We start from the raw sequence: 25,959 nt of genomic DNA, 5'->3' as shown, positions 1-25,959 counted from the left end.
GCCATTTTTCGACAAGTAAACGTCCATGAAAATTGCACTCGTAGTCCTCTTCGCCCTCTCGATCGCCTATGTTCACCTGCGCGGTCGGGTTCGCCACAAGCTGACCCGTCAGCTTGGCGACCACTCCAGTTTCCTGGCCCCGGTCAACAGCTTCCTGTACCTGTTTTCCAAGCACCCGGCCAAGCCTTACCTGCCGGTGGAAGCCTTCCCGGAACTGCAAACGCTGCAGGACCACTGGCAGGAGATCCGCGAAGAGGCGCGCCAGCTGCTGCATGTGGGCGAGATCAAGAAGTCCGACAACTACGATGACGTCGGTTTCAATTCCTTCTTCAAGACCGGCTGGAAGCGCTTTTATCTGAAATGGTACGGTGAAAGCCACCCCTCGGCGATGACCCTGTGCCCGCGCACCACCGAGCTGCTCAAAGGCATCGGCACGGTCAAGGCCGCGATGTTCGCCACCCTGCCACCGGGCGCCAAGCTGGTGCGTCATCGTGACCCGTATGCCGGCTCGTACCGCTACCACCTGGGCCTCGACACACCCAACGATGACGGTTGCTACATCGACGTCGACGGCGAGAAGTACTCGTGGCGTGATGGCCAAGGTGTGGTCTTCGACGAGACCTACATCCACTACGCGGCCAACACCACCGAGCACAACCGCATCATCCTGTTCTGCGATATCGAACGCCCGCTCAAGTACCGCTGGGCAACCGCGTTCAACCGCTGGTTCAGCCGCAACGTCATGGCAGCCGCCGCCGCGCCCAACGATGCAGGTGACAAGACCGGCGGCATCAACCGGCTGTTCACGCGTATCTACAAGATCCGCGAACGGGGCAAGGCGCTGAAAAAACGCAACCGCACCCGCTACTACCTGGAAAAGTGGGCGTTCGTCGCCGCACTGGTGCTGGTGTTCATCTACATCTGACCGGCCCTCGGGCGATTGCAGAAGCGGCCTTGCTGGGCCGCTTCAAAGCCCGCCAGCACCAAAGTACAAGTTTCACTTCCCGCGCTTCGACTAGCCTGAAAGCTCCACTCGCAACCTTACCAAGGTGAAGACAATGAGCATGATGGACTGGGACGCCTACCGTAAGCAGTTGATGGCCGGCATCGGCGATCTCAAGCAACTCTCCCCCGACACCGTTGCCGGCTACATGACCGCCAGTGGCGCGGGTGCCAAGACCAACCACCTGGACGCCAAGACCCGCGAGCTGATCTCCCTCGCCGTGGCCGTGACCACCCGCTGCGATGGCTGCATTGCCGTGCATTCGCAGCAAGCCGTCAAGCACGGCGCCAGCCGCGAGGAAATTGCCGAGGCCCTCGGCGTGGCCGTGGCGATGAATGCCGGTGCCGCGCTGGTGTACTCGGCGCGGGCCCTGGATGCAGTGGGCAAGGCCACCGACTGAGGGCAACCGGCGTCGTCGCCCTTGCGCGACGGCGCCGCGCCCACCAGACTGTGCGGCCCAGCCCTTTCAGGTACCCGCATGATCCACATCCGCCCCATGACGGCCAAAGACTTCGAGCACTTCTGGCCCACCTTCCAGGCTGTTGTCCAGGCCCGGGAAACCTATGCATTCGACCCGGCGCTGAGCTTCGAACAGGCGCGCCAACTGTGGCTGGAATTGCCGTTGCGCACGCTGGTCGCCGAGGCGGACGGCGAATTGCTTGGTTCCTATTACCTCAAGCCCAACGCCGCCGGGCCTGGGGCGCACGTGGGCAATTGCGGCTACATGGTCTGCGAGCGCGCCCGTGGCCGGGGTGTGGCGCGGCTGATGTGTGAACACTCGCAGAAACTGGCACGCCAGGAGGGCTTTCTGGCCCTGCAGTTCAACTCGGTGGTTGCCAGCAACGAGGTGGCGGTGGCGCTGTGGCACAAGCTCGGTTTCGAAACCGTTGGCCGTTTGCCCAAGGCCTACCGCCATGCCAGCCTCGGCCTGGTGGACTGCCTGGTGATGTACAAGTGGCTCGCTGATGAACCGGTGGTGGAAAAACCGCCGCTGCTGATCGGGCGCAAGAATATCGAGGCGCGGGTGTCGCGGCGACGCGGGCGCTAAGCGTTTCTTTCAGAACTGGGCTTTTCGCGGGCACGCCCGCTCCCGCAACTATCGCGCAGCTCGCCAGGCCGGCGCTGTAGCTGTGGGAGCGGGCGTGCCCGCGAAAAGGCCGGCACAGGCAAAAAGCGCTACCAACCGGGAATTTTTAGTTATAAGATAACGTTTCATTTGACATTCATTCCTAGCAGCGACCCGCCATGACCAGCGCCAGTGCCACCCCCACCCTGCTCACCCAGCGCCTGCAGAGCATCGATGCCCTGCGCGGCCTGGTGATCCTGTTCATGCTCCTCGACCACGTGCGCGAGACCTTTTTCCTGCATCGCCAGGTCAGCGACCCGATGGCCATCGACACCACCGAGCCCGCGCTGTTCTTCAGCCGCACCCTGGCCCACCTGTGCGCCCCGGTGTTCGTCCTGCTGACCGGCCTGTCGGCCTGGCTGTATGGCGAGAAGCACCAGGGCCGTGGCGATGTCTCGGCATTCCTGTTCAAGCGCGGGCTGTTCCTGGTGGTGCTGGAGTTCACCCTGGTCAACTTCGCCTGGACCTTCCAGCTGCCACCAAGTGTCATCTACCTGCAGGTGATCTGGGCCATCGGCATCAGCATGATCGCCCTGTCGCTGCTGGTGTGGCTGCCACGTGGCGCGCTGATCGGCCTGGGCGCGACCCTCGTCGCCGGGCATAACCTGCTCGACACTGTGCACTTCGACGCCGGATCTGCCCTGCATGTACCTTGGGCGATCCTGCATGATCGCGGCTGGCTGGAGGTCTCCGACAGCCTGCGCCTGCGCACCTCCTACCCGGTATTGCCGTGGATAGGCGTGATCGCCCTGGGCTATGGCCTGGGCCCTTGGTTCGCCCGTGGCAGCGATAACACTCAGCGCCAACAACGCTTGCTGCTGGCCGGCCTGGCCGCGTTGCTGGGCTTTGTCGTGCTGCGCCTGTTCAACGGCTACGGCGAGGCCCCATGGGGCGTTTACCCCACGTTTACGCAAACCCTCATGAGTTTCTTCAACATCACCAAGTACCCGCCCTCGCTACTGTTCCTGGCACTCACCCTGGGTTGTGGCCTGTTGTTGCTGCGCACCTTCGAACGCGCCGGCCAGGCGCGCTGGCTCAATGGCCTGGCGGTATTCGGCGCGGCGCCGATGTTCTTCTACCTGCTGCACCTGTATGTGCTCAAGCTGCTGTACCTGGCCAGCGTGGCGCTGTACGGCCGCAACCAGGGTGACTACTTCGGTTTCGATGGCATCAGTGCCGTATGGCTGGGGGCGGTGCTGCTGGCGGGTTCACTGTACCTGCCGGTGCGCTGGTTCGCCCGCCTCAAGGCGCGGCGACGTGACATCGGCTGGCTGAAGTACTTGTGAAAAGCGTTTCACCCGGCGGCACGATGGTCTACCATGCCGGCCGCCGGTTTCCATCACGGAATCAATAGGGAATCCCGGGCCCAAGCAAACGGGCCAAACGGAACTGCCCCCGCAACTGTAGGTGCCGAGCCTGCTCCACCGATGCCACTGGGTCGCTGACCCGGGAAGGCCGGAGCCAGGCCATGACGCATCAGTCAGGAGACCTGCCGGCCTACATTCACCAACCGGCGGGGTGTCCGGGATTGGCCATCAGTGTTGCCCCTGCCGTCAGCGGGGGCCCGGCGATGCCTGTCCGTGCGTTCCTCACCCGCACTGTCCGATAGGAGATCGCCCAGCATGCTGCCCCGTTTCGCCACCCTGCTCGCCGGCCTCGGCCTCACTGGCCTGGCCCAGGCCGCAGCCACCCATTATCCGCTGACGATTGATAACTGCGGCCAGCCGCAGACTTTCGTCCAGGCCCCGCAACGCGCCGTCACCATTGGCCAGGCCAGCACTGAAATGCTCTACGCCCTGGGGCTGGGCGACCGGCTGGCAGGCACTTCGCTGTGGTTCAACAACGTACTGCCCGAGTACCAGGCACAGAACGCCAAGGTGCCGCGCCTGGCCGACAACGAGCCCAGCTTCGAGGCGGTGGTCGGCAAGCGTCCGCAACTGGTGGCAGTGCAGTTCGAATGGATGGTCGGTGCCCAGGGCGCGGTGGCCACCCGCGAACAGTTCGACGAGTTGAACATTCCCACCTACCTGCTGCCGTCGGACTGCGAAGGCAAGGACAACCAGGTCGGTGCCGACGGTACCCGCCTGCAGGCGTTCCAGGTCGACAGCATCTACAAGAGCATCAGCCAGCTGGCCGAGATCTTCGACGTACAGGCGCGCGGCAGTGCCCTCAACGCCGAGCTGAAAGGCCGCCTGGACAGTGCCAGGGCACAGCTGGCGGGCAAGGACCTGTCCAGCACCTCGGCGCTGTTCTGGTTTTCCAGCGCCGACCTGGGAATCGCACCCTATGTAGCGGGCCGCCAGGGCGTTGCCGATTTCATGCTGCGCACCCTCGGCGTGCGCAATGTGGTGACGTCCACCGAAGAATGGCCGACCGTAGGCTGGGAAACCCTGGCCAAGGCCAACCCCACCTGGCTGATCATCGCCCGCATGGACCGTCGCCGCTACCCCGCCGACGATTACCAGAAGAAGCTGGCGTTCCTGCATAGCGACCCGGTCACCCGCAACATGGAGGCGGTGCAGCGCAACCGCATCATCATCCTCGATGCCGACGCCATGCAGGCTGGCATTCGCCTGTTCAGCGGCCTGCAGACCTTGTCCGCCGCCTTCGCCAGCGGCAACGCAGGCCAGTGATGCTGCGCCTGTCATGCGCCGTCGCAATGGCCCTGGCAGCGCTGCTGCTGGCCGTGCTGGCCGGTACCGCCATCGGCGAGAGCGAACTGGCACCCGCTGTGGTCGCCCAGATCCTGGCCAACCAGCTGTGGCAGGCCGGCTACCCGGTCGACCCGATCGATGCAGGGATCGTCTGGAATTACCGCCTGACCCGTACCCTGGTTGCCGCGGCCTGCGGCGCCGGCCTGGCCACCTGCGGCGTGGTCCTCCAGGCGCTGTTGCGCAACCCGTTGGCCGAGCCCTACCTGCTGGGGTTGTCCGCCGGCGCCTCGACCGGTGCAGTGCTGGTCGGCTTGCTGGGCTTCGGTAGCCTGGCGCTGAGCATGTCCGCCGGCGCCTTCCTCGGCGCCCTGGCGGCGTTCGCCCTGGTGCTGGTACTGGCGCGCACGGCCGGCGGCGGCAGCGGCAACGCCCAGGTCATCCTTGCCGGAATCGCCGGCTCGCAACTGTTCAACGCCCTCACCGCGCTGCTGATTACCATGTCGGCCACTGCCGAGCAGGCACGCGGCATCCTGTTCTGGCTGCTGGGCAACCTCAGCGGCGTGCGTTGGCCTTCGGTGTGGCTGGCCGTGCCAGTGGCATTGTCCGGGCTGCTGGTGTGCCTGTGGCACCGCCGCCCACTGGATGCGTTCACCTTCGGTGCCGACTCCGCGGCATCGCTGGGCATACCGGTACGGCGTACCCAGTTGCTGCTGATCAGCTGCGCAGCCCTGGTCACCGCGGTCATGGTATCGATCGTCGGTGCCATCGGTTTCGTCGGGCTGGTGATTCCCCATGCGCTGCGCCTGCTGCTCGGCCCGGGGCACAGCCGCCTGCTGCCAGCCAGCGCACTGGGTGGCGCATTGTTCCTGATTGCCGCCGACATCCTGTCGCGCATCCTGATTCCTGGCCAGGTGATTCCCGTGGGAGTGGTTACCGCACTGATCGGCGCGCCGGTGTTCGCCTTGATCCTGGTCAGCCGTCGGGGGCGCCCATGACCGCCATGACCACTGTGGCCATTTCGCCCCTGAGTTGCCAGGGCCTGGGCCTGCAACTGGCTGGCAATGCCGTGTTGCGCGAGATAGACCTGCAGGTCGTCGCGGGCGAAACGCTGGGTATCGTCGGCCCCAACGGCTCCGGCAAGTCGTCATTGCTGAAGGTGCTTGCCGGGCTGCGCAAGCCAGGCAGCGGCAGCGTGCAGTTGCTGGGCGAACCACTGGCACAGTTGCCCCGCCGGCGTATAGCGCAGGCCCTGGCGCTGGTCGAACAACAGGCCGACACCCTCGATGCAATCAGCGTGTTCGACGCCGTTGCCCTCGGCCGCACCCCCTGGCTGTCGGCATTGGCGCCGTTCTCGCGGGAGGACCAGGCCATCGTCGAGCAGGCCTTGGCCGACCTCGACGCGCTGCACCTGCGCAGGCGCCTGTGGGGCTCGCTGTCCGGTGGCGAACGCCAGCGCGTGCACATCGCCCGCGCCCTGGCGCAGCGGCCGCAGGTATTGCTGCTGGACGAGCCGACCAATCACCTGGATATCCAGCACCAGCTGAGCCTGCTGCAACAGGTGCAAGCGCTGCCGGTCACCACCCTGGTGGCGCTGCATGACCTCAACCAGGCGCTCACCTGCGACCGCCTGGCGGTGCTCGACAAGGGCCGCCTGGTTGCCCTTGGCAAACCCCTCGAGGTACTGACGCCCGAGCGCCTGCTGAGCACCTTCGGCGTGCATGCCCATTACCTCACCGACCCCTTCGACGGCGCGCGCATCCTGCGTTTCCGCGCCCCTTGAACAGGAAGTTCCACGCATGTCGCGCCCTGTTGCCCTGCTGCTCGCCAGCACCCTGCTGGCCCCGATCGCCCTCGCCGATTCCGCGCAACCGCAAAGCAACGGCTTTCTTGAAGATGGCAGTTGGAACCTGCTCAACCGCAGCGTATTCGACCAGCGCGACTACCGGCACGGTGGCCGCAACAGCGCAGCGCGCAACGCCTACAAGCCGCGCGATGAACGTAACGGCAAGGCCGAGGAATGGGCCTATGGCCTGATGGCAACCTGGCAGTCCGGTTTTACCCAGGGGCTGATCGGCGTCGGGGTCGATGCGCATGCCTACCTGGGCGTGCAGCTCGACAGCGGTGGCGGGCGGGCGGGCAAGGCGCGCCTGCTTGCAGTCGATAACGACGGGCACCCCAAGCGCAACTACAGCCGTGCCGGTGCGGCACTCAAGCTGCGCTGGTCCGATACCGTGCTGTCCTACGGTGAGCAGAGGGTCAAGACCCCGGTGTTCAGCGCCTCCGACAGCCGCCTGTTACCCGAGACCATGACCGGCCTGTTGCTCACCAGCAACGAACTCGACCACCTCAAGCTGGTGGCCGGGCACTTCACCGAGGACACTGACCGCAATGCGTCCAGCCATGACCAGGGCTTCGTGGTGAACTATTCCAACGGCCGCCAGGGCAACAGCTTCGACCTGGCTGGCATGGTATGGAACCCGGGCGCCGCTTTTCGCGGCAGCCTGTACACCTCACGCTACCAGGACAGCTGGAACCAGCATTATCTCGGCAGTACCTTCATCCACGCCCTGGACGACCGCCGCAGCCTCAGCCTGGACCTCAACCTGTATCGCACCACCGACACCGGCCAGGCGCTGTCCGGGCGCATCGACAACACCACCTGGAGCCTGGTCTCGCGTTACGACCAGGGGCCGCATGGTTTCAGCGTGGGTTGGCAGCAGGTACATGGCAATACGCCGTTCGATTACGTGACGCGTGGGGCGATCTACCTGGCCAATGCGGTGCAGATGTCGGACTTCAACGCGCCGAACGAGAAATCGTGGCAGGCACGCTATGACCTGAACCTGGGCGCCTATGGCGTGCCGGGTCTGAACCTGACGGCGTTGTACGTGCGCGGGTTCGATATTGATGGCACGCATGTCGACCCGGCGGGTGGTTATGCCTACCTGGGATATGGCAAGGGTGGCAGACATTGGGAGCGCGACCTGGAGGCGCGCTATGTGGTGCAGGGTGGCAGGGCCAAGGGCACCGCGTTTTCGTTGCGGCATAACCTGCATCGAGGGAATACCGCCCAGGCGGAGCTGGACGGGGACCAGATCCGCCTGGCCGTGGAATGGCCATTGGCGGGTGCGCTCTGATCGGCCGCGTCAGCTGAACCGGGGCTGCCAGGCAGCCCCGCCCCCCGTCAGACCACCGAACTGGCAGCAGGCTGCAACCCCCACTGCGCCCGCTCCTGCGCCTCCATCGCCTTCACCACCTCGGCAAACGTGCGCTCAAGTTCCGCACTGACATTGCCGAACGCCTGGTAATTGGTCAGCAGGTAGCGCTTTACCGTCCTGGGCCAGCGCTGCTCCTGGTGCGCTGCATTGATGATGCTCTTGGCATCGTGGTAAGTCGCGCCACGCCAGAGTGCCGTCAGGCGGCTCTCGAAATCGGCGAAGGTCCACAGGTCATTGCGGTCTTCGAACTCGTCCAGCAGTTTGAGTTTGTACGGGGCCATATGTGGCATCGCGAATCTCCCTTGGTGCATTTGAACAATCGGTGCACCGTGGAAGGTAAGCAAGGCAGGCGGGTTTTGAAATGAACGCGTCGTTCACCCAACCAGGCGTTTTGTAGGCATCTTCTGAACCGCCAATGCCGCCACCCGGGCCTGCGAAGGCAGAGGACGGGGTCGTCGTGGCCCGGCCGACATCGGTATAATCCCCGCTATCACTGCCCGACCAGGCCACACCATGCCGCGCCTACCCACGTTGCTGTTACCCCTGCTGCTGACAGCCACCCTCACCGCCTGCGACCAGAAGCCCTCGCGTGAACAACAGATCCTGGCCCAGCTGCCCCTGCAGGACGCCTATGCGCACAACATCACGCGCATGGCCGCGCTGCTCGGTCGCCGGCACCCGCAGCTGGCGCAGGCGACCATCGAGGGTGTGCTACGCAAGCACCTGACCGTCGAAGACCAGCGCCAGGACCTGTTCCGCCTTTACAGCGAAAAGAACTTCAGCGACGCTGAGTTCGCCACTATCGTCGAGGCCACCCAGGATCCGGCCAAAGCACGCGCCCTGGAAGACACCGAAGCCGGCAAGCGCCTGGGCGAGAAGCTCACCGCCCTGATGCGCGAGACCGCCCGCGACGTAAAAGCCCAGGCCCTGGCCGAGCAGCGCATGCAACAAGTGGAAGACGAACTCGAAGCGCTGGAGAAGACAGGCTCGTGAATACGGTTTCCCATCGCGCGCATAACGCGTAAGGTTATTCCTGTTTCGTAGATGCTTATTCCATTATTCGAGGTCAGGATTGCCAAACAGCAAGCACGGATTGCGCCTGGATCTACGCACCCTCATCCTGGTGCTCTGCGCCCTCACCGCCTTGGTCATGCTGTGCGCCAGCTATTTCGCCAGCTACCGGGTGCAGCGCCAGCTGTTGATCGATCACGCCCTGGAAGCCAACCGGGTGTATGCGACCAAGCTGGCCAGCATCACCGAGACCTTCATCAGCAATGCCCAGCAACAGTTGTCGTTCAGCGCCGGGGTGCAAGGGCGACAGCTGGCTGATGCCCAGGCACTGCAAGCCGAAACAGAACGCGTGCTGAACCAGAGCATGGCCTTCAATTCCACCTTCGTGCTCGATGCCGACGGGGTGCTGCTGGCCATTTCCCCGGCATCACTGCGGCATCTGGTTGGCAGCCGCATGCACTCGCCCGGGGTCGAGGAAGCGCTGAATGCGCGCAGCCCACTGGTGTCGACGCCCTACATATCGGCGGCCAACAACCTGGTAGTGGCCTTGTCGCACCCGATTTTCGACAGCAACGGTCGCTACCGGGGCTACGTTGGCGGCAGCTTGTACCTGCGCGAGCGCAACATCCTCAACAGCCTGCTGGGTGAACATTTCTACAAGGACGGCTCGTACCTGTACGTGGTCGACCGCAACCGTCGCCTGCTCTATCACCCCGACGGCCAACGGGTGGGCAAAGTGGTTGAAGGCAATGCCTTGATCGACCAACTGGCGACCTTGGGCAACGGCACCCGCCAGCTGACCAACAGCCACGGTGTGGCAATGGTTGCCGGTTTCGCCACCGTGCCCAGCGCCGGCTGGGGCGTGGTGGCGCAGCAGCCGCTGGCGCAGACCGTGGCGCCGTTGAACCGGCTGATCCTGAACGTGGTGGGCACCTCGGTCCCCTTGGCGCTGGTCGGCAGCCTGTTGCTGTGGTGGCTGGCCATGATCATTGCCCGGCCACTGTGGCAACTGGCCGCCGGCGCCCGCTCGATGGACCGCGCCGGCACCGCCGAGCGCCTGCATCGGGTGTCGGCCTGGTACTTCGAGGCTGCCCAGCTCAAACGTGCGCTGTTGTTCGGCCTCAACTTGTTGCATGAGCGCATCGGCCGGCTCAACCGCGACGCCCAGACCGACCCGCTGACCGGCCTGGGCAACCGTCGCGGCCTGGAATTCAGCTTGTCCTTGCTGGAAGCCGAAGGTCGGCCGTTTGCCGCCATCGTGCTGGATATCGACCACTTCAAGCGGGTCAATGACAATCACGGCCACCAAGTCGGCGACCAGGTGCTGCGCCGGCTGGCGGAATTGATGCGCCGCTGCTGCCGCGAGGGTGATCTGCTGTGCCGTACCGGCGGCGAGGAGTTCCTCATGCTGCTGCCTGGGGCCAGCCTGGACGTGGCAGCGGTAGTGGCCGAGCGGCTGCGGGTGACGGTGCAGGATACGCCGGTCGAGCCGGTGGGTGCGGTGACGATTTCGCTGGGGGTGGCGCACTGGAAAGGCGAGGCCGGTGGCGAGCCGGGGTATGTATTGAGTGCCGCAGACCGGGCGCTTTACCAGGCCAAGCAAGAAGGACGCAACCGGGTTGTCATTGCCTGAGGCCTCGTATCGCTCCGGGCTGCAACACAGCGAGCAGGAACCGCAGGTAAAAGCCCTACCCGACCGTTCATCCGGGTGGTAGATTCGCGCCATGAAAACCACCCGCCACACTCGCATGCTGACCGCCTGGGCACTCTACGCCAGTGTCCTGTTCAGCCTGGCGTTGTGCGGCTTGCACCATGGCCAGATGGGTGGCCTGCGCCTGGCCGGCCTGCAAGGCAGTTTCTGCTCGCTCGGCAGCGAGCACGGCATGGCCATCGACTTCGAGGGCAGCGGCAGCGACCAGCACATGGCCCAGCTCGACTGCCCGGTGTGCTCCTCGTTCGGCCTGGCCGTGCCGCTCAGCAGTGGCGGTTGGTCGGCTACCCCGGCGCAAGCCGTGGCCACTGCGCCTGTCGTGATACGCAGCTGGGCGCAACCGCCACCCCGCTATCAACGCCCAGCCCTCACCCCTCGCGCGCCGCCCGTCATTTTCCCCGCAGCTGATATTCATTTCGCCTGACCTGAGCCGGGCGCGCCCGCCTGCGCGCCCGCAGTCAGCCATGACCTTTGCGTGGAACAACGACCAACATGCTTCGCAATACTTCCCTGGTGCTCCTCCTGGGCACCTGCAGCCTCGCCTGGGCGAACACTGCCCCGGTAGAACTCGGCGTCATCACCATCGACGGTGAAGCAGACGCCGCCAGCGGCGTGCAACTGGACGAGCCGATCCGCACCGGCTCCCGCCTCGGCCTCACCGCGCGGGAAACCCCCGCCTCGGTCAGCGTCTCGGACCGCCGTGTGATCGAAGAACGCGGTGCCCGCGACAGCCAGGAGGTGATCAACGCCATGACCGGCGTGAACGCCTCGGCCAACCCCGGTTTTGGCGGTTTCGTCGCCTACCGCGGCTTTACCCAGAACCAGGTCACCCAGTTGTACAACGGCATCAACCTCGGCTACAGCAGCGCCACCCGGCCGGTGGATGCCTGGCTGCTTGATCGCGTCGAGCTGATCGGCGGGCCATCATCGTTCCTGCACGGCGCAGGTGCGGTGGGTGGCTCGATCAATTACATCAGCAAGCTGGCCAGCCGCGACCAGCAGACCTTCGACGGACGGATCCGCTACGGCAGCTTCGACGACAGCGAAATCGCCTTCGGCATCAACCAGGCACTGGCCAGCAACCCCGCCGATGCCCGCCATTTCGCGCGCCTGGACTTCAGCCGCGGGCATGCCAACGGCTACGTCGACCGCAATGAACGGCACACCGACAGCCTGGCATTCTCGCTGCTCAGCGATCTCGCAGCCAACCTCACCCACACCCTGGCCGTGGAATACCAGGAAGACCGTGAAGACAGCCCCTACTGGGGCTCGCCGATCCTGCCCGGTCGCCGCACGATGACGATCGACAACAGCCGCCGCTTCGAAAACTACAACGTCGGCGATGGCCGTTATGAACAGCGGGTACGCTGGTTGCGCTCGATCCTCGACTACCAGGTCAGCGACAGCACCAGCGTGCAGAACACGCTGTACCACTACAGCGCACAGCGCGACTATCGCAACCTGGAGCGCTACAGCTACACCGACGATGGCAAGGTCCGGCGCAGCAGCCCTTACCTGCAACGCCACGACCACAACCTGCTGGGCAACCGCATCGAGCTGCGTCACGACCACCAGCTGTTCGGCCTGGCCAGCCAGTGGTCGCTGGGGCTGGAATACTCGCGCATGCGCCAGACCCTCTTCCCCACATCAAGCAGCTGGAGCGACGTGGTCGATGCCGAGCAGTTCGCCCCCGGCAGTTTCGGTGACATCCCCGGGGTGAACGCAGGCCTGACCAAGCAGCGCCGTCACGAGGTAAGCAACCGCGCCGCGTTTGCCGAAAACCGCCTGCAACTCACCGAGCGCCTGGCCCTGCTGACGGCACTGCGCTACGACTACCTGGACATGCAAGTGACCAACTATGGCGCGGTGACGCCAACCTCGCCGGCCTACTTCGAACGGCGCTGGGAACCGCTGTCCGGGCGTGTCGGCCTGACCTACGCACTGACTCCCTCTGCCAGCGTATATGCCCAGTACAGCACGTCCGCCGACTTGCCGGCCGGTTCGCTGGCGGCAGCTACCTACTCCAACGTCGGCCTGTTCGACCTGTCCAAGGGGCAGCAGTGGGAAGTGGGCAGCAAGTTCGACTTCCTCGACGGGCGCGGTGCGGCCACCCTGGCGCTGTACCAGATCGTACGCAAGGACTTTGCCGTGCGTGATGCCAACGATGCCAACCGCACGGTCCAGGCCGGTCAGCAGACTTCGCGGGGCATCGAGTTGTCCGGGCGCCTGCAGGTGACAGCGAAATTGCTGGCCGAGGCCAACTATGCCTACGTCAATGCCCGGTACGATGAGTTCAATGAGGCAGTCAACGGCGTGTCGGTGTCGCGCAAGGGCAATGCACCGGTGAACGTGCCGGCCAGTGTCGCCAACCTGTGGCTGACCTACAACCTCTCGCCGGCATGGTCGATGGGCGCGGACGGGCGCTACGTGGGCGCGGTGTATGCCGACAATGCCAACAGCCTGAAGGCCCCGGCCTACACGCTGTTCGGCGCATTCGCCCGCTACCGGCTGGATGCCTCCACCAGCCTGACCGCGCGGGTGCGCAACCTGACCGACGAGGTCTATGCCAAGCAGGCTTACAACAGCCAGTACTACATGGGGCCACCGCGTACCTTCGAACTGGCGCTGGACCTGCGATTCTGACGCGAGGCGGTGTCGGCCTTGGCGCCGACACCGCCGGCGTTGGACCTGCCCAACCTGCCGGGCTTCCAGGCCGAGACGGATGGCTTGGCCAAGGGCTACAGCGAGGTGGAGTATGCCCGCTGGAAAGTCGGCGTGCGATGAAACGCAGCTAGGCCGAGGCCACCGCACCGATGAAGTTGGCCAGCTCCGCTGTCTGCGGCGCGGCGAACACCTCGCGCGGGTTGCCCATTTCATGCACCTTGCCCTGGTGCATGAACACCAGCTTGTCGCCCACCTCACGGGCGAAACGCATCTCATGGGTGACCATGACCAGGGTCATGCCCTCGCTGGCCAGCTGGCGCACCACGCCGAGCACTTCGTTGACCAGCTCGGGGTCGAGTGCCGAGGTGATCTCGTCGCACAACAGCACCTTTGGCGACATGGCCAGGGCGCGGGCGATCGCCACCCGCTGTTGCTGGCCACCGGAGAGCCGGTCGGGGTAGGCATCGAACTTCTCCGCCAGCCCCACCCGCGCCAGCATGTGCTCGGCCAGGCGGCGCGCTTCGGCGCGGCTGGCCTTCTTCACCACCTGCGGCGCCAACATCACGTTCTCGCCCACGCTCAGATGCGGGAACAGGTTGAACTGCTGGAACACCATGCCCACCTTCTGGCGCAAGGCGCGCAGGTCGGCGCGGCTGGCGTCGAGGTATTCACCGTCCACCTCGATCACGCCGTCGCTGATCGACTCCAGGCCATTGAGGGTGCGCAGCAAGGTGCTCTTGCCCGAGCCGCTGCGGCCGATGATGGCCACCACCTCACCCTCTTCGATGCTGAGGTCGACGCCCTTGAGCACGTGGTTTTCGCCGTAGTACTTGTGCAACGCAGACACTCTAAGCAGGGGCATGCAGCCTCCTTTCCAGGTAACGGGCGCTCAGCGAGAGCGGATAGCAGAGAATGAAGTAGCCCAGCGCGACCAGGCCGTAGACCATGAACGGTTCGAAAGTGGCATTGGCCAGCATGCCGCCGGTCTTGGTCAACTCGGTGAAACCGATGATCGAAGTGACCGCCGTGCCCTTGACTACCTGCACCGAAAAACCCACGGTCGGCGCCACGGCGATACGCAATGCCTGCGGCAGGATGACGTGGCGCAGCTGCTCCAGCCGGCTCAGCGCCAGGCTGCCGGAGGCCTCCCACTGGCCACGCGGGATCGCTTCGACGCAACCGCGCCAGATTTCCGCGAGAAAGGCGCTGGTGAACAGCGTCAGGGCAATGGCCGCAGCCATCCAGGCCGACACATCGAGGCCGAACAGGGCAATACCGAAGAACACCATGAACAGCTGCATCAACAGCGGCGTGCCCTGGAACAGCTCGATATAGCCGCGCGCCAGGCCGCGCCAGAACCGCTGCGCGGACAGCCGTGCGACCAGCACCAGCAAGCCGGCAGCACCACCGCAGAGGAACGCCACCAGCGACAGCAGCAAGGTCCATTGCAGGCCGATCAGCAGGTTGCGCAGAATGTCCCAGAAGGTGAAATCCATCAGCGTCTCCCCATCAACAGGCGCTGCCCCAGCCACGCCAGCAACTGGCGCAGGAGGATGGCCATGAGCAGGTACAGCGCGGTGGTCAGCAGGTAGGTCTCGAACGCGCGGAAGTTGCGCGACTGAATGAAATTGGCGGCGAATGACAGCTCTTCGGTGGCGATCTGCGAGCACACCGCCGAACCCAGCATGACGATCACGATCTGGCTCGACAGCGCCGGCCAGACCTTGGCCAGCGCGGGTTGCAGCACCACGTGGCGGAACGCTTCGAAGCGGCTCATGGCCAGCGCCGCGGCCGCTTCCAGCTGGCCTTTGGGAATCGCCTGGATGCCGGCACGGATGATTTCGGTGGAATAGGCGCCCAGGTTGATCACCATGGCCAGCACCGCCGCCTGCCACTCGGTCAGGCGCAGGCCCAGCGCCGGCAGGCCGAAGAAGATGAAGAACAACTGGACAATGAACGGCGTATTGCGGATCAGCTCCACATACAGGCCGAACAGCATATCGAAAGGCCGCACGCGCCAGGCGCGTACACCGGCGCCGAGCACGCCGATGGCAACGCCCAGCAGCGTGCCGACTGCGGTCAGCTGCAAGGTGAAGCCGGCGCCCTTGAGCAGCAGGTCGACCTGGGCCAGCACGGGGGCGAAGTCGAATTCATAGGCCATGTCGGCAGGCTCCGGGCGACACTCAGAGGTCCGCCGGCAGCGGCTGCTTCAGCCATTTTTCGGCGTTGCGGTTCAGGCTGCCGTCCGCCTTGGCGGCGTCCAGCGTGGCGTTGACCTTTTCCAGCAGCGCCGGCTCGTTCTTGGCCAGCCCCACGTAGACCGGCGAGTCCTTGAGCTTGACCTTGACCACCGGCACCTTGGCCGGGTTCTTCTCGGCAATGGCCGCCATTACCACGCTGCCACTGGCGATCAGTTCGACCTGGCCGGAAAGGTAGGCGGCGATGGTCGAGTTGTTGTCCTCGAAGCGCTTGATCACTGCGCCCTTGGGCGCCACGGCGCTGAGTTCCATGTCCTCGATCGAGCCCCGGGTGACGCTGATGGTCTTGCCGGCGACCGCGTCGATACCGGCGATGTCGACTTCTGCCGGGCCGAATACCGCCAGGTAGAACGGCGCATAGGGGCGCGAGAAGTCGATCACTGCGGCCCGCTCGGGGTTCTTGCCCAGGCTCGAGATCACCAGGTCGACCTTGCCGGTGGTGAGGAACGGAATGCGGTTGGTGCTGTTTACCGGCGTCAGGGCCAGCTTCACCCCCAGCTTGTCGGCCAGCAGTTGCGCGGTATCGATGTCCAGGCCGCGCGGCTTGAGATCGGGGCCGACCGAGCCGAAGGGCGGGAAGTCCTGCGGCACTGCCACTTTGAGCACGCCACGAGCGCTGATGTCGGCCAGCGCATCGGCCTGAACGGTAGGCAGTGCCAGGGTGCCGCTGCAGAACAGGCTGGCCAGGAACAGGGTGCGGAATGTCTTCATCGAACGGCCTCGCAGAGATCAACGGAAAGAAGGTGTTGGCCAGGCAGTGCACAGGGCATGCCAGCACCTGCCGCCACCCCGCACGAACCGGGGCGAAAGCCGGCATTGAACGGTCTTACTGGTCTGAACAGTCAGGCCACGGCGACTGCCGAGCAAACGGCCACGCCCCGCTTTTGTGCAGCCTGCCAGCACCTTGCGCCAGCGCGGCGCAACGCTTGCCAGCACGGGGTAATAGCCGTAAAAAGCCAGGGTCATCGCCCTCCGACCGGTCTGAACAGCATGCTCGACATCCTCCCCCGCGCCGTCCCCGAACAGGCCCTGCAAGGCATCCGCAAGTTGATTGATGAAGGCGCCTATCAGCCCGGCGATGCCCTGCCCTCGCAACGCGACCTGGCCGAGCAGCTGGGGGTCAGCCGGGCGTCGTTGCGCGAGGCCCTGTCATCACTCAGCGCCCTGGGCCTGGTCAGCGTGCAGCCAGGCAAGGGGGTGTTCGTGCAGGTGCCGCCACCCGCGGCGTTCGCCTGGCCCTACGCCGAACAGGTATCGGCCAGCGACACCTTCCAGCTGCGCTACGCCCTGGAAGGGTTTGCCGCTGGCCAGGCGGCACTGGCGCTGACAGCGGACGACATCGACCGCCTTGAGGGGAATGTCGAGGCGATGCGCCGGGAACTGCTGGCCGGCCGCTTCGAAGCAGCCGCCCGGCTGGACTTCGCCTTCCATCAGTTGTTGCTGCAGGCCTGTGGCAACCACGCCATGCTGCAGGTGATCACCGCTGGCCAGGACATTTTCCTGGAAAGCCAGAAGCTGCCGTTCATTCGCCCGGAGCGGGCCATGGAAACCTGGCAGGAACACCGCAAGATTCTGCGCGCCCTGTGCCGTCGTTCCCAGGCTGCGGCGCAGAAGGCGATGCAGGAGCATATCCGCAATGCGGCTTCACGCACCGGGGTGGTGTTTTCGGTGTAGCGCCTGTCGATGCGGTCGAAACAGGCATCCGGAGGTCGCCCTGAACGAAGCGGGCATCTGCCAGGCTCGGTCTACTGGCCCTGATAACAACGATGGCGCGCTGAAGTGCGCCACATTCATCCAGGCTGCCTATGGAAACCGGAGAGCTTCCGTATGTCTGCATCGCATGAGGTATCCCCCGCCACCCTGCGCCGGGTGATCGCCGCCTCGGCCATCGGCAATTTCGTCGAATGGTTCGACTTCGCCGTCTATGGGTTTCTCGCGACCCTGATCGCCAGCCAGTTCTTTGCCAGCACAGACGCCAGCGTGGCCTTGCTGAAGACCTTCGCCGTGTTTGCCGTGGCCTTTGCCCTGCGCCCGCTGGGCGGCATCGTGTTCGGCGCACTGGGTGACCGCCTGGGGCGCAAGCGCATCCTGTCGCTGACCATCCTGCTGATGGCCGGCTCGACGACCCTGATCGGCCTGTTGCCGACCTATGCCAGTATCGGCCTGGCAGCCCCCGCGCTGCTGACCCTGGCGCGCTGCCTGCAGGGCTTTTCTGCCGGTGGCGAGTATGCCGGGGCATGCGCCTACCTGATGGAACATGCGCCCAACGGCAAGCGCGCCTTCTATGGCAGCTTCGTGCCGGTCTCGACCTTTTCCGCCTTTGCCTGCGCGGCGGTGATCGCCTATGGCCTGGAGGCCAGCCTGTCGGCCGAGGCCATGAATGCCTGGGGCTGGCGCATCCCGTTCCTCATCGCCGCGCCGCTGGGGCTGGTTGGCCTGTACCTGCGCTGGCGCATGGAGGAGACCCCGGCGTTCCGCGAAGCCCTCGCCGAAGGCAAGGCACATGAACATTCGCCGCTCAAGGAAACCCTGCGCCACCATGGCCGGGCGATCCGCAACCTGGGTGCCTTCATCTCGCTCACTGCGCTGTCGTTCTACATGTTCACCACCTACTTCGCGACCTACCTGCAACTGGTCGGCAACCTGACCCGCGCGCAGGCGCTGCTGGTCACCACGGTAGCCTTGCTGTTCGCTGCGGTCGGCTGCCCGCTGGCCGGGGCGTTCTCGGACCGCGTCGGGCGGCGCAGGACCATCGGCTTCACCTGCCTGTGGGTGATGCTGTGCGTGTTTCCGGCCTACTGGCTGGCCAGTTCCGGTTCGATAGCTGGCGCGCTGCTGGGCGTGATCCTGCTGGCGATCGGGGCGTTGTGCAGTGGCGTGGTGACCGCGGCGTTGCTCTCGGAAAGCTTCCCTACCCGCACCCGCTATACCGCTTCGGCGATTACCTACAACGTGGCCTACACGCTGTTTGGCGGTACCGCGCCACTGGTGGCGACCTGGCTGATCGGGCAGACCGGCAGCAACCTGGCTCCGGCGTTCTACCTGGTGGTGATCGCGCTGGTGGCGTTGCTGGGCGGGTTGGCGTTGCCGGAGACTTCACGGATTTCGTTGCATGATGAGGTGGAAGGCGACGGGGTAAGGGCTGCGGCTCGTCGAGCAGTCTGAGTAGTCGGGGCCGCTTTGCGGCCCCGACGATCTCAATCTTCCTGCTCCTCTTCGCGCCGGTACGCCCACTGGTACAACGCCGGCAACACCAGCAAGGTCAGCGCGGTGGACGACAGGATCCCGCCAATCACCACCGTCGCCAATGGCCGCTGCACCTCGGCCCCGGTGCCGCTGGCCAAGGCCATCGGAATGAACCCCAGCGACGCCACCAATGCCGTCATCAGCACCGGTCGCAAGCGCGTCAGCGCGCCCTCCTCGACCGCTCCCCGCAGCGTGCGCCCTTGCTCACGCAGGCCGCGGATGAAGGCGATCATCACCAGCCCGTTGAGCACCGCCACCCCCGACAAGGCAATGAACCCCACGCCGGCGGAAATCGACAGCGGAATGTCGCGCAACCACAGCGCCAGCACCCCACCGGTGAGGGCGAAGGGAATACCGGTGAACACCAGCAGGCCATCCCTGAGGTTGTTGAACATCATCAACAACAAGGCCATGACCAGCAGCAAGGCCACCGGCACCACCACCTGCAGGCGCGCGGCCGCCGACTGCAACTGCTCGAACTGGCCACCCCAGCGCGTCCAGTAGCCCGGCGGTATCGGCACTTGCTCGAGCAGGGTCTGTTCGGCCTCCTCGACGAACGAGCCCAGGTCCCGCCCACGCACGTTGGCGCTGACCACCACCACCCGCTTGCCATCTTCGCGGCTGACCTGGTTCGGGCCCAGTTGCAGGTTCAGCGTGGCCACTTGCGACAACGGAATGAAGCCGATCTGCCCGCCGCCGGCATTGGCCGGTACCGGAATCAACAGGCTGGCCAGCCCGTCGACATCCGTGCGCAGGGTTTCCGGCAGGCGCACGACCATGTCGAAACGGCGGTCGCCTTCGTACAGCGTCCCGGCCGTGCGGCCGCCCACGGCGATGGCGATGGCGTCCTGCACCTCACCGACGTTGAGGCCATGCCGGGCCGCCTTGTCACGGTCGATGTCGATGGTCAGCACCGGCAGGCCGGTGGTCTGTTCGACCTTCACCTCGGACGCGCCCGGCACACCCTGCAGGCTGCTGGCGATCTGCCCGGCGGTGCGGTTGAGCACGTTCATGTCATCGCCATACAGCTTCACTGCCACATCGCTGCGCACCCCGGAAATCAGCTCGTTGAAACGCAGCTGGATGGGCTGCGACAGCTCATGGTTGCTGCCCGGCACGCTGGCCGCGGCACGTTGTACCTCGGCAATCAGTTCCTCGCGCGGCTTGCCCGGGTCCGGCCATTGCTCGCGCGGGCGCAACATCACATAGGCATCGGAGATGTTCGGCGGCATCGGGTCGGAGGCGATTTCGGCGGTGCCGGTGCGGGCAAACACCCGCTGCACTTCCGGCACCTGGGCAATGATCGCCTGCTCCAGGCGCTGCTGCATGTCCACCGACTGCGACAGGCTGGTACCCGGCACACGCAGGGCCTGCAGGGCGAAATCGCCCTCGCTGAGGCTGGGGATGAACTCGCTGCCCATGCGGCTGGCCAGCAGGCCGGACAGCAGCACCAGGCTGGCGGCAGTGGCGAACGCCAGCCGGCGCCGGCCCAGCACCCAGGCCAGCAGCGGGGCATAGCGCTGGCGCGCCGTACGCATCAGCAAACCTTCCTCTTCCTTGACCTTGCCGGTGACGAACAGGGCAATGGCCGCCGGTACGAAGGTAACCGAGAGGACCATCGCACCGAGCAGGGCCATGACCACGGTGAAGGCCATGGGGTGGAACATCTTGCCCTCCACCCCGGTCAGGGCAAAGATCGGCAGGTACACCACCATGATGATCAGCTGCCCGTAGATCAGCGGCCGGCGCGCCTCGCGGGCGGCGGCGAACACCTCGTGGAAGCGCTCGGCACGGGTCAGCATGCGCCCATGGCGTTGCTGGGCATGGGCCAGGCGGCGGATGGCGTTCTCCACGATCACCACCGCGCCGTCGACGATGATGCCGAAGTCCAGCGCCCCAAGACTCATCAGGTTGGCGCTGACCTTGTTGCCGAACATGCCGGTGAAGGTGAACAACATCGACAACGGGATGACCATGGCAGTGATCAGCGCGGCGCGAACATTGCCCAGGAACAGGAACAGCACGGCGATGACCAGGATGGCGCCTTCGACCAGGTTCTTCTTCACCGTGGCGATGGCTTTCTCCACCAGGTTGGTGCGGTCGTAGACTGTCACGGCGACCACGCCCTTGGGCAGGTTGCGGTTGATTTCCACCAGCTTGGCGGCGACCGCCCGCGATACCGTACGGCTGTTCTCGCCGATCAGCATGAACACAGTGCCCAGCACCACCTCCCGGCCATTTTCGGTGGCCGCACCCGAGCGCAACTCCTCACCCAGGCTTACCTGGGCGACATGGCTGACCCGGATCGGCGTGCCCTCGGCGGTCGAAATGATGATATTGGCGATGTCCTCGGCCGACGCCACCTGGCCCGGCGCGCGGATCAGCCATTGCTCGCCGTTGCGCTCGATGTAACCGGCGCCGACATTGGCGTTGTTGCGTTCCAGCGCCGCGACCAGGTCGTTGAGGGTGAGCTTGTATGCCGCCAGGCGCTTGGGCTCCGGTGCGATCAGGTATTGCTTGGCATGGCCACCGATGCTGTTCACTTCAGCCACCCCCGGCACCGTGCGCAACTGTGGCTTGATGATCCAGTCCTGGATCACCCGCAGGTCGGTGAGGGTGTAGGGCGTGCCGTCCTCCTTCAGGGCGCCCGGCTCGGCCTCCACCGTCCACAGGAAGATCTCCCCCAGCCCCGTGGAAATCGGCCCCATGCCGGCTTCGATACCGTCGGGCAACTGCTCGCGGGCCACTTGCAGGCGTTCATTGACCAGTTGCCGGGCAAAGAACAGGTCGGTGCTGTCATCGAAAATGACCGTGACCTGCGACAGGCCCGAGCGCGACAGCGAGCGGGTCTGCTTGAGCCCGGGCAGGCCGGCCATGGCGGTCTCGATGGCAAAGGTGATGCGCTGTTCGGTCTCCAGCGGCGAAAAACCGGGCGCGGCGGTATTGATCTGCACCTGGACGTTGGTGATGTCCGGGACAGCATCGATCGGCAGTTTCTGGTAGCTATGGATACCCACCGCGGCCATCAGGACCACGGCCAGCATCACCACCAGGCGCTGCTCGATGGCAAATTGGATCAGGCGTTCGAACATGCTGGCGTTCCCGGGTCAATGGCTGTGTGCAGCCGAGCCTTTGCCCAGCTCGGACTTCAGGACAAAACTGCCGGCGGCGGCTACCTGGGTACCGGCGGCCAGGCCGCTGGTGATTTCCACCTGGCCGCCGTCACGCCGGCCGGTCTGCACCGGGCGCGCCTCGAAACCTTCTTCGCTACGGGCAAACACCACGGTCTGTTCCTCCCAGGTTTGCAGTGCGCTTTCCGGCACCACCACGGCAGCCCTGAAGCGCTCGAGGCTGACGGCAACATTGACGAACAACCCGGGGCGCCAGGCGCCGTTGGGGTTTTCCAGGCTTGCGCGGACAGTGGCGGCGCGGTTCTGCTCGCCGAGCAGGTTGCCAACGTAGTTGACCTGGCCCTCGACCCGGGCACCCAGGTCCGGCGCGCTGACCGTGACGCTGCGACCGGTCACCACCTTGTCCAGGTCACGCGGGGCCACGGCGAAGGTTGCCCAGACCCGGTTCAGGTCGGACAGGGTGAAGGCGTTACTGGTCGCATCGACCACTTCACCCACGCTCAGGTGCTTTTCCACCACCACTGCATCGAACGGCGCGCGCAATTCATAACGATTACCGGCGCCGGCAGGGCCCACGGCGGCCACCTTCTGCCGGGCGTTGGCCATGGCGATCTCGGCCTCCTGCAGCGCCTGGCGAGCCTGCAGGTAGTCCTGCTCGGCGCTGATGCGTTCCTGCCACAACTGTTGCTCGCGCTGGAAGGTCAGACGCGCCAGTTCCAGGCGGCGCTGGGCGGCCTGCTGTTCGCTGCGCAGGTCGGATATCTGCTGGCTGGCAATCACCGCCAGTACCTGGCCACGCTTGACCGCCTGGCCCAGTTCGGCCTGCACCGCCTCGACCACGCCTGGCACACGCGGCACGACATGCGCCGTGCGGTCTTCGTCGAAACGGATCTCACCCGGGAAGCTGATGGCATTGCCCAGTTCGCCAGGGCCGGCGGTGGCCAGCTGTACACCGGCAGCTTCGATCTGGGCGCGGCTCAGGTGCAGCTTGCCTGGTTGCTCGGCATGGCTTTCACCGGCCGCTTCTTCGCCATGGCCGTGGCTGTCTTCGCCATGGTCGTCGAGAATGGCTTGTGCACTGGAAGCCTTGCCAAGGTTGCTGGTCCAGACCAGGCCCGTGAGGCCGAATGCGGCAAGCGCAGCGACCAGAACGGCGATCTTGCGTGGATTAGTCATTGTTGCTCCTGCGGTGCGGGTATTTGCTGAGGTCGCCGAGGTCGCCATAGATCCGCTCGACCTGCGCCCGCGCGTCGGTCGCCGAAGCCAGCGCCTCGAGGTACAGGCCGCGCGCCTCGATCAACGTGCGCTGGGCGTCGAGGACATCGAGAAAGGCGAACTTGCCCATTTCGAAGCCGCGGGTGGCTGTGTCTACCGCCTGCTGCGCAGCAGGCAGGATGGTGCGGTCATAGGCCTGCACGTCCTGCATCGCCGTCGCCCACTGCTCGACAGCGTTGCGCGTTTCACTGCGCAGGCGCAGTGCCACGCCATTACGCAGATCCCGCGCCTGGTCGGCCCGGCGGGCTGCCGCCAGCACGTTGCCCTGGTTACGGTCGAACAACGGCAAGGGCAGCGACAGGCCGACCACATTCACCCGCTCGCGGTCTTCGCGGCTGTACTGGCTACCGAGGCTGACGGTGAGGTCGGGAATACGCAGGGCCTTTTCCGAGCCGAGGGACGCATCGCCGCGCTCGACCTGGGTAGCAGCCAGGCGCCACTCGACGGTCTGCTCGACCTGGTCGAGCAACGCCTCGACGCTGGGCGCTGCGCCGGGCGACAGGTTGGTCGCCTGCAATTGCCCGAAGCTTGCCTGCGGGCTGCCGGTCAACCGTGCCAGGGCCTGGTAGGCCGCGCTGCGCTGGGTGCGCGCGCGGCGCACTGCGGCCTCGGCTTGCGCCTGCTGCACCTGGGCGCGGGTCACTTCCACGGGTGACGCCTGGCCGGCAGCTACCCGCCCCTGCGCCACCCGTAGCCCACGCTCGGTCAACGCCTGCGATTGCTGCGCCAGTGCCATTGCGGTTTGCGCGCGCAAGGCAGCGTGGAAAGCCTGCACCACATCGGCGCGCAGGCCGTTACGCTGGCGTTCGAGGTCCAGCTGGGCAATGGCCTGGCCGGCCTTGGCCACGGCAATGCGCGCGCCACGCTTGCCGCCCAGCTCCAATGGCTGGCTGAGCGTGACAGTGGTGGTGCTGGTGTCGCGGCGAGTGTCCTCGCGCTCCCAGGCCAGTTCCGGGTTGGGGATCAGCCCGGCCTGGCGCCGCTCGCCATCGGCGATGCCGATTTCCCGGCCAGCCGCAGCCAGCTCAGGGTTGTGGGCAAAGGCGGCGGCCAGCGCCTCGGGCAGGCTCAGGCTGGCCTGGGCGCCGGGGGCGCCCGCCAGCAACAGGCAAAGCAAGGCGATCTTGCGCGGGATGGGCACGTAACAGCTCCTCGTCGGCGAACGTTGGCGAGGCACTGTAGAAAGCGCTGCTTATCGGGGCGGTGGCGTGGAAATTACAATTTTGTAATCAATTGCGGACAGCGTGGTTCGATAATCGCCCACATTTACGGAGCCAGGGCTTGGCTGGATTGACTAAACTAACCAGTCGGTACAAAACTGGATGCATCCAACAACAACAAAGCGATGCTCGTCATGAAGCCTGTCATTCTCGTGCTCAATGGCCCCAACCTGAACATGCTGGGCACCCGAGAGCCTGCCCAGTATGGTTACGAAACCCTTGCCGACCTGGCGCAGGGTTGTGCCGACACAGCCCAGACCCATGGCCTGGAAATCGAATTCCGCCAAACCAACCACGAAGGCGAACTGATCGACTGGATCCACGCCGCCCGTGGTCGCTGTGCCGGCATCGTGATCAACCCCGGTGCCTGGACCCACACCTCGGTAGCCATCCGCGACGCCTTGGTCGCCGCCGAGCTGCCGGTCATCGAAGTGCATCTGTCCAACGTGCACAAACGCGAACCCTTCCGTCACCTGTCCTTCATATCCTCTGTCGCCGTCGGGGTGATCTGCGGCCTGGGCAGCCACGGCTACCGCATGGCCCTCAGCCACTTCGCCGAAATGCTCCGGGAGCGCACTGCATGAGCCAGCCAGCCATTCTCGCAGGCCTGATCGGCCGTGGCATCCAGCTGTCACGCACCCCGGCCCTGCACGAGCACGAAGGCGATGCCCAGGCCCTGCGTTACCTGTACCGACTGATCGATGCCGACCAGCTGCAACTGGACGACAGCGCCCTGCCCGGCCTGCTCGACGCCGCGCAATACACAGGCTTCACCGGGCTCAACATCACCTACCCGTTCAAGCAGGCAATCCTGCCGCTGCTCGACGAACTGTCGGAAGAAGCCCGCGGCATCGGCGCAGTGAACACGGTGGTACTCAAGGATGGCAAGCGGGTTGGCCACAACACCGACTGCCTGGGCTTCGCCGAAGGCTTGCGCCGTGGGCTGCCCGATGTAGCCCGGCGCCAGGTGGTGCAGATGGGTGCCGGTGGCGCAGGTTCGGCCGTGGCCCATGCCCTGCTGGGAGAAGGCGTCGAGCGGCTGGTGCTGTTCGAGGTGGACGCGGCCCGTGGGCAGGCCCTGGTGGACAACCTGAATAGCCACTTCGGTGCCGGCCGCGCCGTGGTCGGCAGCGACCTGGCTACAGCACTGGCCGAGGCGGACGGCCTGGTCAACACCACGCCGGTGGGCATGGCCAAACTGCCTGGTACACCGCTGCCGGTAGAGCTGCTGCACGCACGCTTGTGGGTGGCGGAAATCATCTACTTCCCGCTGGAAACCGAACTGCTGCGCGCGGCCCGCGCCCTGGGCTGCCGCACGCTGGATGGCAGCAACATGGCGGTGTTCCAGGCGGTGAAAGCGTTCGAGTTGTTCAGCGGACGGCAGGCGGATGCGGCGCGGATGCAGGCGCATTTCGCCAGTCTTACCTGACCGCACGTCCCTG

General features: G+C 65.4%; 25 protein-coding genes and 1 riboswitch. Of the genes, 17 read left to right on the top strand and 8 right to left on the bottom strand.

Annotated elements, in window-relative coordinates; genetic code table 11:
* The first annotated feature begins 25 nt into the window (after positions 1–25).
* The 8 genes from lpxO to ACLEJP_RS00440 all read left to right on the top strand — a co-directional run bounded on the left by lpxO (position 26) and on the right by ACLEJP_RS00440 (position 7,920).
* A complete protein-coding gene (lpxO, locus tag ACLEJP_RS00475; protein WP_440803552.1) occupies positions 26–925 on the top strand; it encodes a lipid A hydroxylase LpxO in 900 nt (299 codons plus the stop codon).
* 133 nt (positions 926–1,058) lie between these two features.
* On the top strand, positions 1,059–1,403 hold the full coding sequence (locus tag ACLEJP_RS00470) for a carboxymuconolactone decarboxylase family protein (RefSeq protein WP_225777259.1): 345 nt from the start codon (positions 1,059–1,061) through the stop codon (positions 1,401–1,403).
* Between the two features lie 78 nt (positions 1,404–1,481).
* Positions 1,482–2,051, top strand: coding sequence for an N-acetyltransferase family protein (locus ACLEJP_RS00465; protein WP_440803549.1), 570 nt, complete (start codon positions 1,482–1,484; stop codon positions 2,049–2,051).
* 197 nt (positions 2,052–2,248) lie between these two features.
* Positions 2,249–3,415: a DUF1624 domain-containing protein gene (locus ACLEJP_RS00460; protein WP_440803547.1), complete on the top strand. Its 1,167-nt coding sequence runs from the start codon at positions 2,249–2,251 to the stop codon at positions 3,413–3,415.
* A 27-nt stretch (positions 3,416–3,442) separates the two neighbouring features.
* A riboswitch (cobalamin riboswitch) is annotated at positions 3,443–3,640 on the top strand.
* A gap of 111 nt (positions 3,641–3,751) precedes the next feature.
* On the top strand, positions 3,752–4,762 hold the full coding sequence (locus tag ACLEJP_RS00455; RefSeq protein WP_440803545.1) for an ABC transporter substrate-binding protein: 1,011 nt from the start codon (positions 3,752–3,754) through the stop codon (positions 4,760–4,762).
* Entirely contained in the window at positions 4,762–5,778 is a 1,017-nt protein-coding gene (locus tag ACLEJP_RS00450; RefSeq protein WP_440803542.1) for a FecCD family ABC transporter permease, read from the top strand. Before ACLEJP_RS00455 ends, ACLEJP_RS00450 begins: the two co-directional genes overlap by 1 nt.
* Entirely contained in the window at positions 5,775–6,563 is a 789-nt protein-coding gene (locus ACLEJP_RS00445) for an ABC transporter ATP-binding protein (protein WP_440803539.1), read from the top strand. Before ACLEJP_RS00450 ends, ACLEJP_RS00445 begins: the two co-directional genes overlap by 4 nt.
* 16 nt (positions 6,564–6,579) lie before the next feature.
* Positions 6,580–7,920, top strand: coding sequence for an OprD family porin (locus tag ACLEJP_RS00440; protein ID WP_440803537.1), 1,341 nt, complete (start codon positions 6,580–6,582; stop codon positions 7,918–7,920).
* A gap of 47 nt (positions 7,921–7,967) precedes the next feature.
* On the opposite strand, the gene ACLEJP_RS00435 is transcribed toward ACLEJP_RS00440, so the two are convergent.
* A complete protein-coding gene (locus ACLEJP_RS00435) occupies positions 7,968–8,291 on the bottom strand; it encodes a hypothetical protein (RefSeq protein WP_440803535.1) in 324 nt (107 codons plus the stop codon).
* 223 nt (positions 8,292–8,514) lie between these two features.
* Between ACLEJP_RS00435 and ACLEJP_RS00430 the strand changes: the two genes are divergently transcribed.
* From ACLEJP_RS00430 to ACLEJP_RS00410, 5 genes are all read left to right on the top strand, one after another.
* Positions 8,515–8,994, top strand: a complete 480-nt coding sequence (locus ACLEJP_RS00430) for a hypothetical protein (protein WP_440803533.1) — start codon at positions 8,515–8,517, stop codon at positions 8,992–8,994.
* A gap of 79 nt (positions 8,995–9,073) precedes the next feature.
* On the top strand, positions 9,074–10,645 hold the full coding sequence (locus ACLEJP_RS00425; RefSeq protein WP_440803531.1) for a sensor domain-containing diguanylate cyclase: 1,572 nt from the start codon (positions 9,074–9,076) through the stop codon (positions 10,643–10,645).
* Positions 10,646–10,736: 91 nt separating this feature from the next.
* Positions 10,737–11,147, top strand: coding sequence for a DUF2946 family protein (locus ACLEJP_RS00420; RefSeq protein WP_440803529.1), 411 nt, complete (start codon positions 10,737–10,739; stop codon positions 11,145–11,147).
* A 68-nt stretch (positions 11,148–11,215) separates the two neighbouring features.
* On the top strand, positions 11,216–13,366 hold the full coding sequence (locus tag ACLEJP_RS00415) for a TonB-dependent receptor (protein ID WP_440803527.1): 2,151 nt from the start codon (positions 11,216–11,218) through the stop codon (positions 13,364–13,366).
* Positions 13,367–13,384: 18 nt separating this feature from the next.
* A complete protein-coding gene (locus ACLEJP_RS00410) occupies positions 13,385–13,507 on the top strand; it encodes a hypothetical protein (protein WP_440803524.1) in 123 nt (40 codons plus the stop codon).
* 7 nt (positions 13,508–13,514) lie between these two features.
* Here ACLEJP_RS00410 and ACLEJP_RS00405 read toward each other — a convergent pair whose 3' ends face one another.
* Genes ACLEJP_RS00405 through ACLEJP_RS00390 form a run of 4 tightly spaced genes read right to left on the bottom strand, consistent with a single transcriptional unit; the run spans position 13,515 to position 16,356 of the window.
* Positions 13,515–14,249 carry an amino acid ABC transporter ATP-binding protein gene (locus ACLEJP_RS00405; protein ID WP_440803522.1) on the bottom strand — a complete coding sequence of 245 codons (735 nt, stop codon included), beginning with the start codon at positions 14,247–14,249 and terminating at the stop codon, positions 13,515–13,517.
* Complete coding sequence (locus ACLEJP_RS00400) at positions 14,236–14,886, bottom strand: amino acid ABC transporter permease (RefSeq protein ID WP_440804430.1); 651 nt, start codon at positions 14,884–14,886, stop codon at positions 14,236–14,238. Before ACLEJP_RS00400 ends, ACLEJP_RS00405 begins: the two co-directional genes overlap by 14 nt.
* Positions 14,883–15,548, bottom strand: a complete 666-nt coding sequence (locus ACLEJP_RS00395) for an amino acid ABC transporter permease (RefSeq protein WP_440803520.1) — start codon at positions 15,546–15,548, stop codon at positions 14,883–14,885. The genes ACLEJP_RS00400 and ACLEJP_RS00395 overlap by 4 nt, the downstream gene beginning before the upstream one ends.
* 22 nt (positions 15,549–15,570) lie before the next feature.
* On the bottom strand, positions 15,571–16,356 hold the full coding sequence (locus tag ACLEJP_RS00390; RefSeq protein WP_440803517.1) for a transporter substrate-binding domain-containing protein: 786 nt from the start codon (positions 16,354–16,356) through the stop codon (positions 15,571–15,573).
* Positions 16,357–16,635: 279 nt separating this feature from the next.
* On the opposite strand from ACLEJP_RS00390, the gene ACLEJP_RS00385 reads away from it, so the two are divergent.
* Positions 16,636–17,319, top strand: a complete 684-nt coding sequence (locus tag ACLEJP_RS00385; RefSeq protein ID WP_440803515.1) for a FadR/GntR family transcriptional regulator — start codon at positions 16,636–16,638, stop codon at positions 17,317–17,319.
* Between the two features lie 153 nt (positions 17,320–17,472).
* Positions 17,473–18,810, top strand: coding sequence for an MFS transporter (locus tag ACLEJP_RS00380; protein ID WP_440803512.1), 1,338 nt, complete (start codon positions 17,473–17,475; stop codon positions 18,808–18,810).
* 32 nt (positions 18,811–18,842) lie between these two features.
* On the opposite strand, the gene ACLEJP_RS00375 is transcribed toward ACLEJP_RS00380, so the two are convergent.
* Genes ACLEJP_RS00375 through ACLEJP_RS00365 form a run of 3 tightly spaced genes read right to left on the bottom strand, consistent with a single transcriptional unit; the run spans position 18,843 to position 24,438 of the window.
* Complete coding sequence (locus ACLEJP_RS00375; RefSeq protein WP_440803510.1) at positions 18,843–21,983, bottom strand: efflux RND transporter permease subunit; 3,141 nt, start codon at positions 21,981–21,983, stop codon at positions 18,843–18,845.
* Positions 21,984–21,998: 15 nt separating this feature from the next.
* Positions 21,999–23,198 (bottom strand): efflux RND transporter periplasmic adaptor subunit, encoded by a 1,200-nt coding sequence (locus tag ACLEJP_RS00370; protein WP_440803508.1) that lies wholly within the window; start codon positions 23,196–23,198, stop codon positions 21,999–22,001.
* A complete protein-coding gene (locus ACLEJP_RS00365; protein WP_440803506.1) occupies positions 23,191–24,438 on the bottom strand; it encodes a TolC family protein in 1,248 nt (415 codons plus the stop codon). Before ACLEJP_RS00365 ends, ACLEJP_RS00370 begins: the two co-directional genes overlap by 8 nt.
* Before the next feature lie 213 nt (positions 24,439–24,651).
* Between ACLEJP_RS00365 and aroQ the strand changes: the two genes are divergently transcribed.
* Complete coding sequence (aroQ, locus tag ACLEJP_RS00360) at positions 24,652–25,101, top strand: type II 3-dehydroquinate dehydratase (RefSeq protein ID WP_440803504.1); 450 nt, start codon at positions 24,652–24,654, stop codon at positions 25,099–25,101.
* A complete protein-coding gene (locus ACLEJP_RS00355) occupies positions 25,098–25,946 on the top strand; it encodes a shikimate dehydrogenase (protein ID WP_440803502.1) in 849 nt (282 codons plus the stop codon). Before aroQ ends, ACLEJP_RS00355 begins: the two co-directional genes overlap by 4 nt.
* The last annotated feature ends 13 nt before the right edge of the window (positions 25,947–25,959 follow it).

Origin of the sequence: Pseudomonas sp. SMV7, from assembly GCF_052041995.1 — a bacterium.
Classification (GTDB): domain Bacteria; phylum Pseudomonadota; class Gammaproteobacteria; order Pseudomonadales; family Pseudomonadaceae; genus Aquipseudomonas.
Note: the sequence above shows the minus strand (reverse complement) of the source record. Positions and strands in the feature narration are given on the sequence as shown.